The organism is Microbispora bryophytorum (genome assembly GCF_006874465.1).
GTDB lineage: Bacteria > Actinomycetota > Actinomycetes > Streptosporangiales > Streptosporangiaceae > Microbispora > Microbispora bryophytorum.
In genome coordinates this window covers 1-16,477 of record NZ_VIRL01000026.1, presented here as the reverse complement: position 1 = coordinate 16,477, position 16,477 = coordinate 1, and the positions used below count along the sequence as shown (strand labels likewise).

Annotated in this window: 14 protein-coding genes; 12 read left to right on the top strand and 2 right to left on the bottom strand. The window is 71.7% G+C overall.

Features of this window, described 5'->3' with window-relative positions; translation table 11 throughout:
- Positions 1 to 30 precede the first annotated feature (30 nt).
- From FLX07_RS32110 to FLX07_RS32090, 5 genes are all read left to right on the top strand, one after another.
- Positions 31 to 1,584 (top strand): GH39 family glycosyl hydrolase, encoded by a 1,554-nt coding sequence (locus tag FLX07_RS32110; RefSeq protein ID WP_142575445.1) that lies wholly within the window; start codon positions 31 to 33, stop codon positions 1,582 to 1,584.
- A complete protein-coding gene (locus tag FLX07_RS32105; RefSeq protein WP_229689932.1) occupies positions 1,581 to 2,315 on the top strand; it encodes a hypothetical protein in 735 nt (244 codons plus the stop codon). Before FLX07_RS32110 ends, FLX07_RS32105 begins: the two co-directional genes overlap by 4 nt.
- Entirely contained in the window at positions 2,302 to 4,368 is a 2,067-nt protein-coding gene (locus FLX07_RS32100) for an alpha-glucuronidase (protein ID WP_229689933.1), read from the top strand. Before FLX07_RS32105 ends, FLX07_RS32100 begins: the two co-directional genes overlap by 14 nt.
- A 100-nt stretch (positions 4,369 to 4,468) precedes the next feature.
- Entirely contained in the window at positions 4,469 to 5,746 is a 1,278-nt protein-coding gene (locus tag FLX07_RS32095) for an SGNH/GDSL hydrolase family protein (RefSeq protein ID WP_142575443.1), read from the top strand.
- A 134-nt stretch (positions 5,747 to 5,880) separates the two neighbouring features.
- Positions 5,881 to 6,336 carry a GNAT family N-acetyltransferase gene (locus tag FLX07_RS32090; RefSeq protein ID WP_142575442.1) on the top strand — a complete coding sequence of 152 codons (456 nt, stop codon included), beginning with the start codon at positions 5,881 to 5,883 and terminating at the stop codon, positions 6,334 to 6,336.
- Positions 6,337 to 6,364: 28 nt separating this feature from the next.
- Here FLX07_RS32090 and FLX07_RS32085 read toward each other — a convergent pair whose 3' ends face one another.
- Positions 6,365 to 6,832: a MarR family winged helix-turn-helix transcriptional regulator gene (locus FLX07_RS32085; RefSeq protein WP_142575441.1), complete on the bottom strand. Its 468-nt coding sequence runs from the start codon at positions 6,830 to 6,832 to the stop codon at positions 6,365 to 6,367.
- Between the two features lie 256 nt (positions 6,833 to 7,088).
- On the opposite strand from FLX07_RS32085, the gene FLX07_RS32080 reads away from it, so the two are divergent.
- Positions 7,089 to 8,546 carry an extracellular catalytic domain type 1 short-chain-length polyhydroxyalkanoate depolymerase gene (locus FLX07_RS32080; RefSeq protein WP_142575440.1) on the top strand — a complete coding sequence of 486 codons (1,458 nt, stop codon included), beginning with the start codon at positions 7,089 to 7,091 and terminating at the stop codon, positions 8,544 to 8,546.
- Between the two features lie 61 nt (positions 8,547 to 8,607).
- On the opposite strand, the gene FLX07_RS32075 is transcribed toward FLX07_RS32080, so the two are convergent.
- Positions 8,608 to 9,441: a PaaX family transcriptional regulator gene (locus FLX07_RS32075; protein WP_229689934.1), complete on the bottom strand. Its 834-nt coding sequence runs from the start codon at positions 9,439 to 9,441 to the stop codon at positions 8,608 to 8,610.
- 493 nt (positions 9,442 to 9,934) lie between these two features.
- Between FLX07_RS32075 and speB the strand changes: the two genes are divergently transcribed.
- The 6 genes from speB to FLX07_RS32045 all read left to right on the top strand — a co-directional run bounded on the left by speB (position 9,935) and on the right by FLX07_RS32045 (position 16,354).
- Positions 9,935 to 10,882 carry an agmatinase gene (gene speB, locus FLX07_RS32070; RefSeq protein ID WP_142575439.1) on the top strand — a complete coding sequence of 316 codons (948 nt, stop codon included), beginning with the start codon at positions 9,935 to 9,937 and terminating at the stop codon, positions 10,880 to 10,882.
- 176 nt (positions 10,883 to 11,058) lie between these two features.
- On the top strand, positions 11,059 to 12,417 hold the full coding sequence (locus tag FLX07_RS32065) for an MFS transporter (protein ID WP_142575438.1): 1,359 nt from the start codon (positions 11,059 to 11,061) through the stop codon (positions 12,415 to 12,417).
- 15 nt (positions 12,418 to 12,432) lie between these two features.
- Entirely contained in the window at positions 12,433 to 13,986 is a 1,554-nt protein-coding gene (locus FLX07_RS32060) for an acyl-CoA synthetase (protein ID WP_142575437.1), read from the top strand.
- The gene (locus FLX07_RS32055; protein WP_208762493.1) at positions 13,983 to 15,044 is read left to right on the top strand and encodes an aromatic ring-hydroxylating oxygenase subunit alpha; all 1,062 of its coding nucleotides are present in this window, start codon (positions 13,983 to 13,985) and stop codon (positions 15,042 to 15,044) included. The genes FLX07_RS32060 and FLX07_RS32055 overlap by 4 nt, the downstream gene beginning before the upstream one ends.
- On the top strand, positions 15,041 to 15,262 hold the full coding sequence (locus FLX07_RS32050) for a hypothetical protein (RefSeq protein WP_142575436.1): 222 nt from the start codon (positions 15,041 to 15,043) through the stop codon (positions 15,260 to 15,262). The genes FLX07_RS32055 and FLX07_RS32050 overlap by 4 nt, the downstream gene beginning before the upstream one ends.
- 84 nt (positions 15,263 to 15,346) lie before the next feature.
- Positions 15,347 to 16,354, top strand: coding sequence for a PDR/VanB family oxidoreductase (locus tag FLX07_RS32045; RefSeq protein WP_142575435.1), 1,008 nt, complete (start codon positions 15,347 to 15,349; stop codon positions 16,352 to 16,354).
- Positions 16,355 to 16,477 lie beyond the last annotated feature (123 nt).

Sequence of the window (16,477 nt, the reverse complement as noted above, 5' to 3'; positions counted from 1 at the left end):
GCCCCATCCGACGGCGAGCGAAGGACGATGATGCCCAGCCCTGCCCCCGATGTCCACGAGACCCCGAGCCGGCTGACGGACGCCTGGCGGTTCTGCGTCGGCACCGGCCGGTTCGACCTGGCCCTGCGCCGGGACTACCAGGAGTCGCTGGCGCTGGTGCAGCGGGAGATCGGCTTCCGGCACATCCGGGGGCACGGGCTGCTGAGCGACGGGGTGGGCGTCCACCGGCCGTACGAGCACGGGGGGACCCGGCGCGTGCGGCACGCGTTCACCTACGTGGACCAGGTGATCGACGCCTACCTCGACCTCGGCGTCAAGCCGTTCCTGGAGCTGGGTTTCATGCCCTCCGGGCTCGCGTCCGGCGAGCAGACCGTGTTCTGGTGGCGGGGCAACGTCACCCCGCCCCGGGACTGGCAGGAGTGGGCCGCGCTGGTGCGGGCCACGGTGACGCACCTGGTCGGCCGGTACGGGCTCGACCAGGTGCGCACCTGGCCCATCGAGGTGTGGAACGAGCCCAACCTCAAGGAGTTCTGGCTCGACGCCGACGAGGCCGCCTACCACCGCCTGTACGAGCTGACCGCGAACACCGTCAAGGACGTGGACGCCTCACTGCAGGTGGGCGGACCGGCCATCTCTCCCGGCTCCGACGAGTGGCTGGTGCGCTTCGCCGACTTCGTCGTCGAACGGTCTGTGCCGATCGACTTCGTCAGCCGGCACGCCTACACCTCCGGCCCGGCCCAGCACGTGCCGTTCGGCGTGCACCAGACGCTGGCGCCGCCGTCGCGGCTGCTGGAGCAGTTCGCCACCCCACGGCGGCAGCTCCGGGGCGGCCCGCTGGCGGACCTGCCCGTGCACATCACCGAGTTCAACTCCTCCTACCGGCCGGACAACCCGATCCACGACACGGCGTTCCACGCCGCGTACCTCGCGCCGGTGCTGGCCGCCGGGGGAGACCTGGCCGACTCCTTCTCCTACTGGACCTTCTGCGACGTGTTCGAGGAGGCGGGGGTGCCGACGTCGCTGTTCCACGGCGGCTTCGGCCTGCTGACCCACCGTCAGATCAAGAAGCCGACCTACCACCTGTACGCCTTCATGGCCCGAATGGGCGAGGAGATCCTGGCGCGCGGAGAGGATCACCTGGTCACGCGGGACGACGCCGGCCGGGTCACCGCGCTGGCCTGGGCGCCGGTGGACGTCACCGGCGGCCCGCCCGCCGACGGGCACACCGTGCGGCTGTCGGTCCCGGTCGGCTCCCCGTCCGGCCGGGCCTTCCTGCTGCGCTCGTCGGTGAGCGAGGAGAAGGGCAACGCCTGGAGGGCGTGGTGCGAGATGGGCCGCCCGGCCTCGCCCGGCCCACGGCAGCTCGACGCGCTGCGGGAGGCGGCGGAGCCGGTCCGCAGCCATCGCAGCCTGCCGATCGAGGACGGAAGGGTCGTCCTGGACGTCACCCTCGACCGCCACGAGGTCACCCTGCTGGAGATCACGCCGGTGGCCGACGAGACCCCGCCCTGGGGGGACAGGTGGGACGACCGCCGCCTGCTCGGCCTGGACCCGCTCGTCTCGGGTGAGGAATCCGCGCTGTGACCGAGACGACGATGCGGCGCTTCGGTCAGGGACCGCTCTCGCGCGCCTCCGCGCTGATCTACACCCTGCTCGTGGTCGAGCTCCTGGTCCTGGCCACCACCGTGCCCGGCCTGGCCGGGCTCGTGCTGCTCGACCACGACGCCGCCAACGTCCCGCTGGCCGCGGTCTGCGCGCTGCCGGCCGGCCCGGCGCTGTCGGCCGCGCTGTACGCGGTGCACCACCGCCGGCTGGACCTGGCGGATCTCCACCCGGCGACGGCGTTCTGGCGCGGCTACCGGATGAACGTCGGCGGGGTGGTGAAGCTCTGGATCCCGTTGCTGGCGTTGCTGACCGTCGTCGGATCGACGCTGGGGAACTTCGGCGCCGCAGGCGTCCCGGGGTGGTGGGCGATCCTGCTGGTCCTCATCGCGCTGGCGGCGGCTCTCTGGGGCGCGAACGCCCTCGTGATCACATCGCTGTTCACGTTCCGGGCTAGAGACGTCGCCCGCCTGGCCGCCTACTTCCTGTTCTCCTCGCCCCGGGTCGCGCTGGCCGACGCCTGCCTGCTCGTCGTCGCGGCCGGCGTCACGCTGGTCGGCTCCGAGGCCGCGCTGGCGCTGCTGGCCTCGGTGTTCGCGGCGGCGCTGCTGCTGAACAGCCGGTCGCTGATCGCCGAGGTCACGGAGAAGTTCACCGTTCAGGGCGATACCGTGCAGGGCGATTCCCCGGAGAGGCCTCGTGACGCTTCCTGATCCTGTCCATCCGGCGTGGCTGCCGCCGGAGGCGTTCCGGGCGATCGGCTCGCGCCGCACGCTCGTGCTCGGCGACGGGCTCCTCGCCGGGACCGTGCACGACGAGGTGGCGGACGCCTGTGCCCGGCACGGCGGACGCGTGCGCCGGGGCGCCGGAGACGGGCCGCACGACCTCGTGCTCGCGCTCACCACCGCGGAACCGCTGCCGGGCGTCGCGGGCGAGGTCCGGCCCGGCTCCGCGATCGGCGCCGAGGGATACGTACTCGCGCGGCGCGACGGCGTCACCGTGGTCCTCGCCGACGAGCCCGCCGGGCTGCTCTACGGCCTGTTCCACGTCGTGCGGCTCGGTGAGCGGGCGTTCGCCGGCGAGCGGCAGGCCGAGCATCACCGGCCCGCGATGCGGCGGCGCATGCTCGACCACTGGGACAACGTCGACGTCCATCCGGTGATGGGCCAGGTCGAACGCGGCTACGCGGGCGGGTCGATCTTCTGGCGCGACGGCGCGCCACGCGGCGACCTGGCCAGGGTGCGGGCCTACGGGCGGCTGCTGGCCGCGTGCGGCGTGAACGCGATCTCCGTGAACAACGTCAACGTGCACGCCACCGAGGCCCACCTGCTGACCGACCGGCTCGGCGACGTCGCCGCGCTCGCGGACGTGCTGCGGCCGTACGGGATCGGAGTCCACCTGTCGGTGAGCTTCGCCTCGCCCGTCGTCCTCGGGGGGCCGGCGACCGCCGACCCGCTCGACGAGGACGTGCGGAAATGGTGGGCGGGCGTCACCGAGCGGGTGTACGACGCGATCCCCGACTTCGGCGGCTACGTCGTGAAGGCCGACTCCGAGGGGCAGCCCGGCCCGTTCGCGTACGGGCGCGACCACGCCGACGGCGCGAACCTGCTGGCCGAGGCGCTGGAGCCGTACGGCGGGGTCGTCCACTGGCGGGCCTTCGTGTACAACCACCGGCAGGACTGGCGCGACCGGTCCACCGACCGGGCCCGCGCCGCGTACGACCACTTCGCCCCGCTCGACGGGCGGTTCCGCGACAACGTGATCCTGCAGGTGAAGCACGGCCCGGTGGATTTCCAGGTGCGCGAGCCGGTGTCGCCGGTGATCGCGGCCATGCCCGCCACCCGCCTGGCCGTGGAACTGCAGGTGACGCAGGAGTACACCGGCCAGCAGCGGCACGTCTGCTACCTCCCCCCGATGTGGCGCGAGGTGCTCGGCTTCCGCCCCTGGGGAGACGGCGGGGCCGACGTGGCGGAGCTCGTCGGCGGCGGCGATCTGGTGGGGGTCTCCAACGTGGGCGACGACCCCTACTGGACCGGCCACCCGCTCGCCCAGGCCAACCTGTACGCCTTCGGCAGGCTCGCCTGGACGCCGGGGACCGACCCGGCGGCGATCCTCGACGAGTGGATCGACCTCACCTTCACGCCGGCGACGCCGTCCGGGACGGCGAACGGGGACGCGGAGCCTGCGGGGACCGCGGAGACCGAACGGTTGCGCCGCACCCTGCATGCGATCATGGGCGGCTCCTGGCGCACCTACGAGCGGTACACCGCGCCGCTGGGTGTCGGATTCATGGTCCGTCCCGGCCACCACTACGGGCCCGACGTGGACGGATACGAGTACACGCCGTGGGGCACCTATCACTTCGCCGACCGGGACGGCGTCGGCGTGGACCGCACCCGCGCCACCGGGACCGGCTTCACCGGCCAGTATCCGCCGCCGTGGTCGCAGGTGTACGAGTCGCTCGACCGGTGCCCCGACGAACTGCTGCTGTTCTTCCACCACGTCCCGTACGGGCACGTGCTGCACAGCGGATCGACCGTCATCCAGCACATCTACGACACGCATTTCGCGGGGGCCGAGGAGGCGGTCGAGGCCAGACGGCGATGGCAGGAGGCCGCAGGGCTGTTCGACCCGTCCCTGCACGCCCGGGTCGAACGGCTCCTCGACGAGCAGGTCCGCTGCGCGGAGGAGTGGCGCGACCAGGTCAACGCCTATTTCTTCCGCAAGTCGGGCGTGCCCGACCTCCGCGGCCGGCGCATACCGTGAGGGCGCCGGACCGCCACGGCATGCCGGGGGAGCCCGTGGTTTCGCAGCCCGATGTGGCGCCCGAGATGCCCGTGGTGCCCGAGATGCCGCGGGGCCCACGATGTCCCTGCCGGAGATGCCCATGATGCCGGAGACGCCCGAGATGCCCGTGGTGCTGGAGGCGAACGGGCACTGGGTCCCCACCTGGACGGCGATGCCGCAGTTGACGGAGCCGGACAACATGCCGCCTTCACCGTTCCTCCGGGACGACCTCGTTCTCGCGAACGCGACGCTGCGCCAGACGGTCCGGGTCTCGGTGGGCGGGTGGCGGATGCGGGTGAGGGTGTCGAACGCCTTCGGCGGCGCGGCGCTGCCCATCACGAAGGTGACCGTGGCGGCACCGGCCGAGGGGCGGGCGGGGGTGAGCGCGGTCCAGCCGGGAACGGTGCGGCCGGTGACCTTCCACGGGCGCCCGTCGCTGACGATCCCCGCAGGGGCGCAGGCGGTCTCCGACCCGCTGGACGTCGAGCCGGCGCCCGGGTCGAACCTGACGGTGACGGTCCATCTGGCCGACGGGCAGCGCTCGGCGGGCATCACCTCGCATCCGGGCTCGCGAACCACCTCCTACCTGCTGCCCGGCGACCACGCCGACGCGGAGGACCTGCCCGGTGCGACCGCGGTGGATCACTGGTACTTCCTCAGCGGAGTGGAGGTGTGGGCCGATCCTTCGGTCGCCGCGGTGGCGGTGGTGGGCGACTCGCTGTCCGACGGCCGGGGCTCGACCACCAACGGCAACGATCGCTGGCCCGACCGGTTGCTCGACCGCCTGCGGTCCCGGCACGGCATGGACGGCGTGGCGGTGGTCAACCAGGCGGCCGGGGGCAACCGGGTGCTCAACGACGGCCTGGGCCCCAACGTGCTGGCCCGGCTGGACCGCGACGTGCTCGCCCACAGCGGCGTGGCGTGGCTGGTCCTGTTCGAGGGGGTCAACGACATCGGCACCGCCGAGGCGACCCCGGCCGCGCAGAAGCAGGTGGCCGACGACCTGGTCTTCGCCTACGACCAGATCATCACGCGGGCGCATGCCCGGGGCATCCGTGTCTACGGGGCCACGCTGACGCCGTTCGGCGGCAACTCCTCCTACGACGACGCGCAGGGCTGCCGGGAGGCGGCCCGGCAGGCGGTCAACCAATGGATCCGGGCCGGCCGCCGGTTCGACGCCATGATCGACTTCGACCGCGCCGCCCGCGACCCGGCCGATCCCCGCCGGCTGCTCGCCGCGTACGACGTGGGTGACCACCTGCACCTGAACCCGGCGGGATATCAGGCCCTCGCCGACGCCGTACCCGCGCACCTGTTCCGGCGGGAGCCGCTGCCCCCGGGCTTCGGATTCGCCTGACGCACCGGCGGCTAGAGTGGCGTCCGGCCGTGGTCCCCCCGACCACAGATACCGAGCACCGACACCGATGTCGCCGAGCGCCGATGTGAATCGAGCACCGATGTGAACCGAGCACCGATGGACGAACGAGCGCGATGAGAATCGTCGTGGACGACCTGTCCGGCCCGCGGATCGCCGAGTTCCTGCGGGAACACGTGCGGGAGATGCGGTCCATCACGCCGCTGGAGAGCAAGCACGCCCTCGATCTCGACGGCCTGCGCACGCCCGAGGTCACGTTCTGGTCGGTGATGGACGGCGACACCGTCGTGGGCTGCGGCGCGCTCAAGAGGCTCGACCCGGCGCACGCCGAGCTGAAGTCGATGCGCACCGCTGTGGCGCGCAAGCGCGGCGGGATCGCGTCCCTGCTGCTGAGCCACATCCTCGCCGAGGCCGGGCGGATGGGCTTCACCCGGCTGAGCCTGGAGACCGGTTCGGCCGACTTCTTCCTGCCCGCCAGAAGGCTTTATGAGAAGTTCGGGTTCGGCTACTGCGAACCCTTCGCCGACTACCGGCCCGATCCGCACAGCGTGTTCATGACCAGGCTGCTCTGACGACCTCGCCGGTCCGCGTCGGTCCGCGTCAGTCCGCGTCGGGACGCAGGGCCCGGGCGCACACGGTGAGGCCGTCTCTGAGGGTCTCACGCGTCGTGTCGTCGACCTTCGCGAGCATGACCGCTTCGATGTCGTCGAGCGAGATGTCGCAGCGCCGCAGCACGGACACCCCCTCGGCGGTGAGGCGGGCGCACAGTGTGCGCCCGCCCTCCGGGTGCGGGTCGCGGCGGATCAGGCCGCGCCGTTCCAGGTCGCGGATGACGAGGTTCATCGCCTGCGGCGTGACGAAGGCGATGCGGGCCAGCTCCGCCGACGACGCCCCGTCGCGCGTGCGCAGTTCGCTGAGCGCCATGTATTCGGTCGTGGTGACGCCGTGCCGGGCGAGCGTGTCGTCCAGGCGGGCGCGGATGCGGCGCTCCAGGCGGAACACCAGGTAGCTCAGGCGTGCCCCGGAGGCGGCCGGCTGGGCGGCGGGGCGGGGGCGGCGGGCGGTCACCGGACGACCATACCGCGCGATCATCACGATGTAAGTTTCGCGGATTCCTATCAAGTTACTTGATAGCAAGTACCTTGATATTCAGCGGAAACGCCTATTTGATCGCCGAGGCCCTCGCGGTCATGCCTTGACTGCGGGACGACACCGCTTCTATACCGGCTGACGTCACGATATCTGAGCGGACGGCGATTCTGGAGCGTGTGCGGAAAGGCACAAAGAAAAGAAGGAACCGCCACTGATCGAAAAGGAGGAGCGGATGAGGCGATTACTCGCGGCGCTCGCCGGTGCCGTCGCCGCGGTGCTGTGCGCCGCCGCGGCCCTGGCGTCGGTGCTGGTGTCCGCGCACCCCGCCGCCGCGGCCACGCTGACCGAGGTGACCAACTTCGGCGCCAACCCCGGCAATCTGCGCATGTACGTGTACGTCCCGAACAGCGCCCAGCAGAACCCGGCGATCGTGCTGGCCATGCACACGTGCGGCGGCACGGGGCCGGGCTTCTACTCGTCCACCGAATTCGCGTCGCTGGCCGACCGGTACGGCTTCATCGTGATCTACCCGTCGGCGTCGAAGAAGGCCAACTGCTTCGACAACTGGTCCGAGGCGTCCAAGGTGCGCGGCGGCCAGACCGACCCGGTCTCGCTGATGTCGATGGTGACCTATGTCGAGCAGCAGTATCACGGCGACTCGAACCGGGTGTTCGCGACCGGCGCCTCCTCGGGCGCCATGATGACCAACGCCATGCTCGCCCTGTATCCCGAGGTGTTCAAGGCGGGCGCCGCGTTCATGGGAGTGCCGTTCACCTGCTTCCCGAACGAGGCCGCCTACCAGCCCGGCGGCAACTCCGCGCCGTGCGTCGGCAAGACCGCCCAGCAGTGGGGCGACGTGGTCCGCAACGCCAACCCCTCCTATCACGGCCCCTGGCCGCGGATGCAGCTGTGGCACGGCACCTCCGACAACGTCGTGGCCTATTCGGAGCTGGAGGAGGAAATCAAGCAGTGGACGAACGTGCACGGCCTGAGCCAGACGCCGACCTCCAGCGACACCCCGCAGGCCGGGTGGAACCGTCGCCGCTACGCCGACTCCTCCGCAACGGTGCGGGTCGAGGCCTACACCATCCAGGGCGCGGGCCACAGTCTCCCCATGAGCGGCATGGCGGCCGTCGCCATCCAGTTCTTCGGCCTCACCGGTAGCGGCCCGAGTCCGAGCCCGAGCGCCAGCCCGTCCGCCAGCCCGTCCCCGAGCCCGAGCCCGAGCCCGAGTGCCAGTCCGTCCGCGAGCCCGAGCGCGAGCCCCAGCGTCAGCCCGTCCCCGAGTCCGTCCGCGAGCCCGAGCGCCAGCCCCAGCCCCAGCGTCAGCCCGTCCGCGAGTCCGTCCGCGAGCCCGTCGAATCCGCAGCAGGGATCCTGCCGGATCACCTACCGGCCCAACTCGTGGAACAACGGCTTCACGGCGGAGGTCACGATCACGAACACCGGCACCACGCCGGTCAACGGCTGGACCGTCACCTGGACGTGGCCGGGCAACCAGCAGGTCACCAACGCGTGGAACGCCGGCGTGACCCAGTCCGGCGCCCAGGTCACCGCGCGTAACGTCTCCTACAACCCCGCCATCCCCGCCGGAGGCAGCACGAACTTCGGCTTCCAGGCCACCTACGGCGGCAGCAACACCGCACCGGCCGGTTTCTCCCTCAACGGCGCGGCCTGCGCCACCGGCTGACCGGCTCCGGCCGCGCCCGGCCGCGCCGCTTCGATCCATCGGGGGGCGGCGCGGCCGGGCGTCAGACGGCCAGCGTGTCCAGGACCGCGGCGGCCAGCTCGGCGGCGGGCTGCTCGTACCGCTGGGCGAGGGTCTGGAAGGTCTGCTCGGCCTGGATCGCCGGCCAGTCCCGGGGCAGGTGCTCGGCGGGCAGGTGCGGATCCTGGCGGACGAGCTGTAGCCAGTCGGTGTGCAGCAGCAGCTGCCGCGCGAGGTCGTCGGGTGCGCCGGGGAGCGGCCGCGCGACGTCCCACTGGGCGAGGAACGCCCGGTGGCGCGCGGCGATCTGCTCGATGTCGAACGCCTTCCCGACGAGGTCGGCCGCCTCGGTCGGCGTGAACGCCCTGGCGGTCAGCACGGTCACGTGGTCGCCCAGATCGAGGGAGGCGAGGACGTCGGTGACATCCCTGACGCCCGGCGCGATCCACAGACCGCTCTGCAGCAGGCCGAAGCCGTTCCAGATGAGCCGCGACCGCAGGTCGTGCCGGGTGCTGCGGCGGCTGTCCGGAATGGAGAAGCCGACGAGCGTCCAGGTGCCGTCCCAGTCGCGATTCACCGCGCCGGTCTCCCACACCCGCTTGCGCCCGTCCTCCAGCACCTCCACGGCATGCGAGGTGAGCCCGAAATACACCTTCCGGCCCTGCCGATGCCGTGCCAGCAGGTTCCGCTTCACCATCCGCGCGAGCGTCGACCGTACGGCCTCCTCGGAGACGCCGAGGCGGGCGAAGACGTCGATGACGCTCCCGGAGTAGACGGCGATGTCGCGATGCAGCACGTAGATGCCGAGGAAGCTGAACATCAGGGACTGTGGGCGCAGTGACGGCGCCGTCTGGTCGTCTTCGCCGCCGAGGGTCACCGAATCCTCCAGAGGAAGGCCGGCTCGCCGGGGACGGGAGGAACCCGTACCTCGCAAGGGGCGGCCCGGCGAAGCCGGGACAACTCGGAGCGTGAAGCGCTCATGCCTTTCTCCTTCTACTGACGAGCGCGGCAAGGCATGTCGGAACGCGAGCATGCGTGCGGCGTACAGGGTGTATATCCCACCCCCGAACGATCCGCGATGCCGGACCGCGCCTTCAGGAAAGCCCGGTGGCACGGGTGGTGCGGGCGGCACCCGGTCGTGATCGGCCGCCGGTGGCCACGCTCGAAGACGTGCGGCGCGCAGGACTCGCCCGCCTTGCCCTGGCCCCGGCGGCACTGGCCGCCGGGTCGTCCGCGGTTGTTCTCATCCACCGACCGGTGCCGCTGACTCTTCGTTTTTGCACCCGTTGCCGGTTTAGTTGGGTTGTGTGCAGACTGTCGATCAATGGGTCCCTGAACCGCGGCTTCGCGGCGGAGAGAAAGGATCAGGTATGAGCCTGCCCCGGGGGCCCGTCGATTCCGTACGGGTTCCGCGATTCGCCGGACCGGCCACCTTCGCGCGGCTGCCGCGGCTGGACGAGGTCGGGCACGCCGATGTGGCGGTGGTGGGCGTGCCGTTCGACAGTGGGGTCTCCTACCGCCCCGGCGCCCGGTTCGGCCCCTCGGCCGTCCGCGAGGCCAGCCGCCTGCTCCGGCCGTACAACCCGGGTCTGGACGTCTCGCCGTTCGCGCGGATGCAGGTGGCGGACGCGGGCGACATCGCGTGCAACCCGTTCGACATCCGCGAGGCGGTCGAGACCGTCGATGAGGCCGCCTCCGGGCTGATGGAGGGCGGCACCCGGTTGGTCACGATCGGCGGCGACCACACGATCGCGCTGCCGCTGCTGCGGGCGGCCGCCCGGCGGCACGGCCCGGTCGCGCTGCTGCACTTCGACGCCCACCTCGACACCTGGGACACCTACTTCGGGGCCGAGTACACGCACGGCACGCCGTTTCGCCGGGCGGTCGAGGAGGGCATCCTCGACACCGAGGCGATGTGCCACGTCGGCACCCGCGGCCCGCTGTACGGCAAGAAGGACCTCGGTGACGACCGCCGGCTGGGGTTCGGCATCGTGACCAGCGCCGATGTGCTGCGCCGTGGTGTGGACGAGGTCGCGGACGCGCTGCGGCAGCGGGTCGGAGGCCGCCCGCTCTACCTCTCCATCGACATCGACGTGCTCGACCCGGCGCACGCGCCCGGCACCGGCACTCCCGAGGCCGGTGGACTAACCAGCCGGGAGCTGCTGGAGATCCTGCGGGGCCTCGCCGGGGCCGACCTGGTCGGCGCCGACGTCGTGGAGGTCGCGCCCGCCTACGACCACGCCGAGATCACCTCCATCGCGGCCTCCCACGTGGCCTACGACCTGATCGGCCTGCTCGCGCTCAAGGAGGAGAAGTGAGCGAGGCCACCGGCGGGCCTGGTCCTGTCCGGAGGCCTCGTCGTGGTCCGGCCGTGCGCCCGGACCGGCCCTGCCGCACCCATCTTGGGCAGAGTATTGACCTCCGTTATGGATCTGCCTAACCTCCGGACGAGAAGGCGAGAGTCTAAGCTCGCTCCCGGACGAGGAGCTCGGTCATGCCGAACCTGTCAGTCGCACCCCCCCACCGGATTCAGCTCCGCCGCGCGGTGACCTCCAGCTTCGTGGGCAGCGTCATCGAGTACTACGACTTCCTGCTGTACGCGACCGCCTCGGCCGTGATCTTCAGCAAGGTCTTCTTCTCCTCCCTCGACCCGCTCACGGCGACGGTCGCGAGCTTCGGCACGTTCGCCACCGGCTACCTGGCCAGGCCGCTCGGCGGGGTGATCTTCGGCCACTTCGGCGACAGGCTTGGGCGCAAGCGCATGCTCGTGCTGACCATGACCCTGATGGGCGTCGCCAGTTTCCTCATCGGCCTGCTCCCCACCTACGCGCAGATCGGCAGCCTCGCGCCCATCGCGCTCATCGTGCTCCGGGTCCTGCAGGGCCTCGCCGTGGGCGGCGAGTGGGGCGGCGCGGTGCTGATGTCGGCCGAGCACGCGACCAGCCGCCGGGGACTGTGGGCGAGCTTCACCAACGCCGGGGCGCCCTTCGGCATGGTGCTGTCCACGGCGGCGCTGACCGGCACCGGGGCGCTCCTCGGGGAGGAGGCGTTCCTGAGCTGGGGCTGGCGCGTGCCGTTCCTGCTCAGCATCGTCCTGCTGGTGGTCGGCCTGTTCGTCCGGCTGCGGGTCGAGGAGACCCCGGTGTTCGAGGCCGCCAGGACCGAGGCCTCCCGCCAGAAGGCGCCGCTGCTCGACGTGCTCCACAACCACCCGAAGACGCTCCTGCTCGGAGTGGGCGTCGGGTTGTCGGCCTTCGTGGCCCAGGGCACGCTCACCACCTACCTCATCGCGTACGGCGTGCGCGCCGGCTTCCCCCGGCAGGACGTGCTGAACGGCCTCACCCTGTCGTCCGCGCTGGCCGTCCTGAGCATCGTCGGATGGTCGGCGTTGTCGGACCGCGTCGGACGCCGCCCGGTCGTGCTGACCGGCGCGGTGCTCATGGCGGTGTTCGGCTTCGTGCTCTTCCCGATGGTTGACTCCGGCAGCACGGCTGTGCTCACCATTGCGCTCGTGCTCGGACAGTCGGTCCTCCACCCCTTGATGTACGGCCCGCTCGCGGCGTTGTACACCGAGCTGTTCACCACCCGGAGCCGCTACACGGGAGCCTCGCTCGGCTACCAGATCGCCGGGCTCGGCGCCGGGCTGGCTCCGCTGCTGTTCGCCCAGGTCGACGCGTCGTCGGGCGGCGGCGCGACCACGACGATCTCAGTGATCATCGCGGCCGCCTGCCTGCTGACCGTGGTCTGCGTGCTGGCTCTGCGGGAGACCAGCCGGCACGACCTGACCTCGGTCGCCTCGGCGGTGACGCCCCAGACGGGTGCGGCCGGCACGGCGAAACCGTCCACCACTTGACGGGGGTTCTCACGGATGCGCAACGCAGGACTGGGAGGCTGGCCGGCGCGCCGGGCGCAGATGAGCCCGGACCGCACCGCGTTCGTCCACGGGGAGCGGCCGCTCAGCTACGCGGAGGTCCACGAGCGGACGACGAGGCTCGCGTCGCGGCTGCGTGAGGCGGGAGTGCGGCCGGGGGACCGGGTGGTCTACCTCGGCCCCAACCACGTCGCCTTCGCCGAGACGATGTTCGCCACCCACGTCCTCGGCGGGATCTTCGTCCCGCTGAACTTCCGGCTGGCCGCGCCCGAGATCGCGTACATGCTTGAGCACTCGGGCGCGTCGGTCCTCGTCTACGCCCCGGAATGCGCGGCGCAGTGCGCGGCGGCGGTGCGCGACCGGCCGCACCGGTCGGGGCCGCGCACGGTGGTGGCGCTGGAGTCCCCGGCTGAGGGGGAGCGGCACTACGAGACCTGGCTCGCGGAGGGCGATCCCACGCCGATCGACACCCCGGTCGCGCTCGACGACGTCGCCCTCATCCTCTACACCTCCGGCACCACCGGACGGCCCAAGGGCGCCATGCTCAGCCACGCCAACCTCACGTGGAACTGCTTCCACATCATGATCGGTGTGGACGTGACGAGCACCGAGGTCACGCTGATCAGCGCGCCGCTGTTCCACGTCGCGGCGCTGAACCAGACCCTGCTGCCGACCTTCCTCAAAGGCGGCACCTCGGTCATCATGCCCTCATGGGACGTCGACCGGTGTTACGACCTCATCGAGAGGCACCGGGTCACCTGGATGTTCGGGGTCACCGCGATGTTCGCCGCGTTCGCGCGCTCGCCCCGGTGGGCGGACGCCGACCTGTCCTCGCTGCGCACCCTCATGTCCGGGGGAGCGGCCATCCCGGTCGCGTTGATCCGCGCCTACCAGGAACGGGGCCTGGTCTTCTGCCAGGGCTACGGGATGACCGAGACCTCGCCGGGCGCGACCTTCCTGGAGGCGGGCGAGAGCGTGCGCAAGGTCGGCTCCGCCGGGGTGCCGGTCTTCTTCGCCAACGTGCGCGTCGTCCGGCCCGACCTCACCCCCGTGGCGCCCGGCGAGCCGGGCGAGGTGCTCGTGCAGGGGCCCAACGTCACCCCCGGCTACTGGCGCGACCCGGAGGCGACCGCCGCCGCGCTGGCCGAGGGCGGCTGGTTCCACTCGGGCGACCTCGCCACCCTGGACGACGAGGGCCACCTCCACATCGTCGACCGGGTGAAGGACATGTACATCTCCGGCGGGGAGAACGTCTACCCGGCGGAGGTCGAGGGCGTGCTCTTCGAGCACCCGGCCGTGGCGGAGGCCGCCGTGGTCGGGGTGCCCGACGACACGTGGGGTGAGGTCGGCCGCGCCTTCGTCGTGCCGCGCGACGGTGCGGACGTCACCCCCGGCGCGCTGCGCGACTTCCTCCGTCCCCGGCTCGCGAAGTACAAGATCCCGGCCTACGTCGACGTCGTCGACGCGCTGCCGAAGACCGGTTCCGGTAAGATCCACAAACCCGACCTGCGCAGGCGGCCCCTACCGCCGGCCCCGAGGAGTGACCCGTGATCGTCACCGAATTCGCGCGCAACCAGTGGTACGTGGCCGCATACGGCCACGAGGTGGGCCGGCGTCAGCTCGGCCGCACCATCCTGAACGAGCCGATCCTGCTCTACCGCACCGAGGACGGGCGGGCGGTGGCGATGGCCGACCGCTGCGTGCACCGCCGGTTCCCCCTGTCGGAGTCGCCCAGTCACCTGGTCGGCGACCGTGTGGTCTGCGGATACCACGGCTTCACCTACGGCCCGGACGGCGTCTGCGTCGCCGTGCCCGCCCAGCAGCGCATCCCGCGCACCGCGCGGCTACGCACCTTCCCCGTGGTGGAGCAGGACTCGTTCGTCTGGGTGTGGATCGGCGACCGCGAGCCGGGCGACGTGCTGCCGCCGCGCGCTCCCTGGCTGGTCTCGCCCGACTACGCCACGGTGTGCGGGATGGAGCCGCTGAACGCGCGGTACGGCCTGCTCGTGGACAACCTCCTCGACCTTTCCCACGAGACGTACCTGCACGGCGGGTACATCGGCACCCCCGAGGTGGCCGAGACCCCGATCACGACGGAGGTCGACGAGGACGCGGGCGTCGTCTACGTCAGCCGCCACATGGACGACGCGGCCTGCCCGCCGTTCTACGCCGAGTCGACCGGCATCAAGGGCCGGATCACCCGCTGGCAGGACATCGAGTATCACCCGCCGTGCCTGTATCTGCTGCACAGCCGCATCGCCCCGGTCGGGTCGCCCCCGCCCGCCGACGACGGCACGGACTCGCACGCCTTCCACGTCGAGGTCGTGTACGCGATCACCCCGTCGACGGAGAACTCCACCTACGACTTCTGGGCGGTGGCGCGCGACTTCGCGCTCGACGACGAGAAGGTCTCCGACTTCCTGCGGGACAGCAACCGCACCGTCGTCCTGCAGGACGTGACCGCGCTCAACACGCTGGAGCAGGTCATCGCCGCGGAGCCGGACCGATACCAGGAGCTGTCGGTGAACATCGACACCGGCGGGCTGGCCGCTCGCCGCCTCCTCGCCCGGATGGCCGGCTCCGCGCCCGCGCAGACCGCCGTTCGATGAACGCGCGGGACTCCGGCGCGCGGGCCGGCCGCACTGTTTACCGCATCCGCTGGCTGCCGGGGACGGACCGGCTGCACGCCTCCTGCTTCTGCGGGGCGGAGCGCGAGTTCGAGGACCCGGTGGTCCTGTGGGACTGGTTGCTCGGCCACCCGGAGGGCCACCTGCCCGGCCCCGCGGCGGCGCAGGACTCCCCGGCCCCGGCCGCCGCGCTCGTCTGACGCGACCTGCTCCAGATCTGACGTACCTGATCTGACGCGACCTGATCTGACGCGACCTGCTCCAGAAAGGAAGCCTCGGCGACCATGCCCGCCACGGAACCGGAGCTCGACGTGAAGGTGGCGGGTAAGGCGCCCGTCGCCGAGGGCGTCGTCCTGCTGCGTCTCGTCCGCCCCGACGGCGGCCCGCTGCCCGTCTGGACGCCGGGCGCACACGTCGACCTGCTGCTCGGCCCGGGACTGGTCAGGCAGTACTCGCTGTGCGGCGACCCCGGCGACCCCTCGGTCTTCCAGGTGGCGGTGCTGCGGGAGCCCGGCGGGCGAGGCGGCTCGGCGTACGTGCACGACCGGCTCGCCGAGGGCGACACGATCCGGGTGCGCGGTCCCCGCAACCGCTTCGGCCTCGCCGAGTCACCCCGCTACCTGTTCGTCGCCGGCGGCATCGGCGTCACGCCGATCCTGCCGATGATCGAGGAGGCGGCGCGGCGCGGGTGCGACTGGCGGCTGGTGTACGGCGGGCGCACCCGCGCCTCGATGGCGTTCGCCGAGCGGCTCGCGCGGCAGCACCCGGGCCGGGTGGAACTGTGCCCGCAGGACGAGACGGGTCTGCTCGACCTGGACGCGCTGCTCGGCGTCCCGCGTGCGGACACCCTCGTCTACTGCTGCGGACCCGAGCCGCTGCTGGCGGCGGCGCAGGAGCGGTGCGCCTCCTGGCCGAAGGGAGCACTGCGGGTCGAACGCTTCGTGCCGTCGGCCAGGAGCGGCGCGGGCACGGCAGAAGGTACGGCAGAAGACGCGGCGGAGGGCACGGCGGCCGGTCCGGCGGAGGGCGCCTTCGAGGTGGAGCTGGCCCTGACCGGCACGACGCTGACGGTGCCGGAGGGCCGCTCGATCCTGGAGGTGGTCGAGGAGGCGGGGGTCGCGGTGCTGTCGTCCTGCCGCGAGGGCACCTGCGGCACCTGCGAGACGGCGGTGCTCGGGGGCGTCCCCGACCACCGCGACGACCTGCTCACGGAGGAGGAGCGCGAGGCCGGGGACGTCATGTTCATCTGCGTGTCGCGGGCCCGCTCGCCCCGCCTCGTCCTCGAACTCTGACAGAGATGATGTAGGTGAGCACCTCCCGGCAGGGTCTGACTCAAACTCTGACTGACTTCGGGTCTTCAACGGGATGTGTCGGCCTTGGCCGGGAGATGCTCGTGTGCACTCACCGGACGTGGC

Excerpts from the sequence above, each read along its gene's own strand:
- FLX07_RS32110 (WP_142575445.1), top strand. The coding sequence starts at position 31 with ATGCCCAGCCCTGCCCCCGATGTCCACGAGACCCCGAGCCGGCTGACG.
- FLX07_RS32095 (WP_142575443.1), top strand. The coding sequence starts at position 4,469 with ATGTCCCTGCCGGAGATGCCCATGATGCCGGAGACGCCCGAGATGCCC.
- FLX07_RS32090 (WP_142575442.1), top strand. The coding sequence starts at position 5,881 with ATGAGAATCGTCGTGGACGACCTGTCCGGCCCGCGGATCGCCGAGTTC.
- FLX07_RS32080 (WP_142575440.1), top strand. The coding sequence starts at position 7,089 with ATGAGGCGATTACTCGCGGCGCTCGCCGGTGCCGTCGCCGCGGTGCTG.
- speB (WP_142575439.1), top strand. The coding sequence starts at position 9,935 with ATGAGCCTGCCCCGGGGGCCCGTCGATTCCGTACGGGTTCCGCGATTC.
- FLX07_RS32065 (WP_142575438.1), top strand. The coding sequence starts at position 11,059 with ATGCCGAACCTGTCAGTCGCACCCCCCCACCGGATTCAGCTCCGCCGC.
- FLX07_RS32060 (WP_142575437.1), top strand. The coding sequence starts at position 12,433 with ATGCGCAACGCAGGACTGGGAGGCTGGCCGGCGCGCCGGGCGCAGATG.
- FLX07_RS32050 (WP_142575436.1), top strand. The coding sequence starts at position 15,041 with ATGAACGCGCGGGACTCCGGCGCGCGGGCCGGCCGCACTGTTTACCGC.
- FLX07_RS32045 (WP_142575435.1), top strand. The coding sequence starts at position 15,347 with ATGCCCGCCACGGAACCGGAGCTCGACGTGAAGGTGGCGGGTAAGGCG.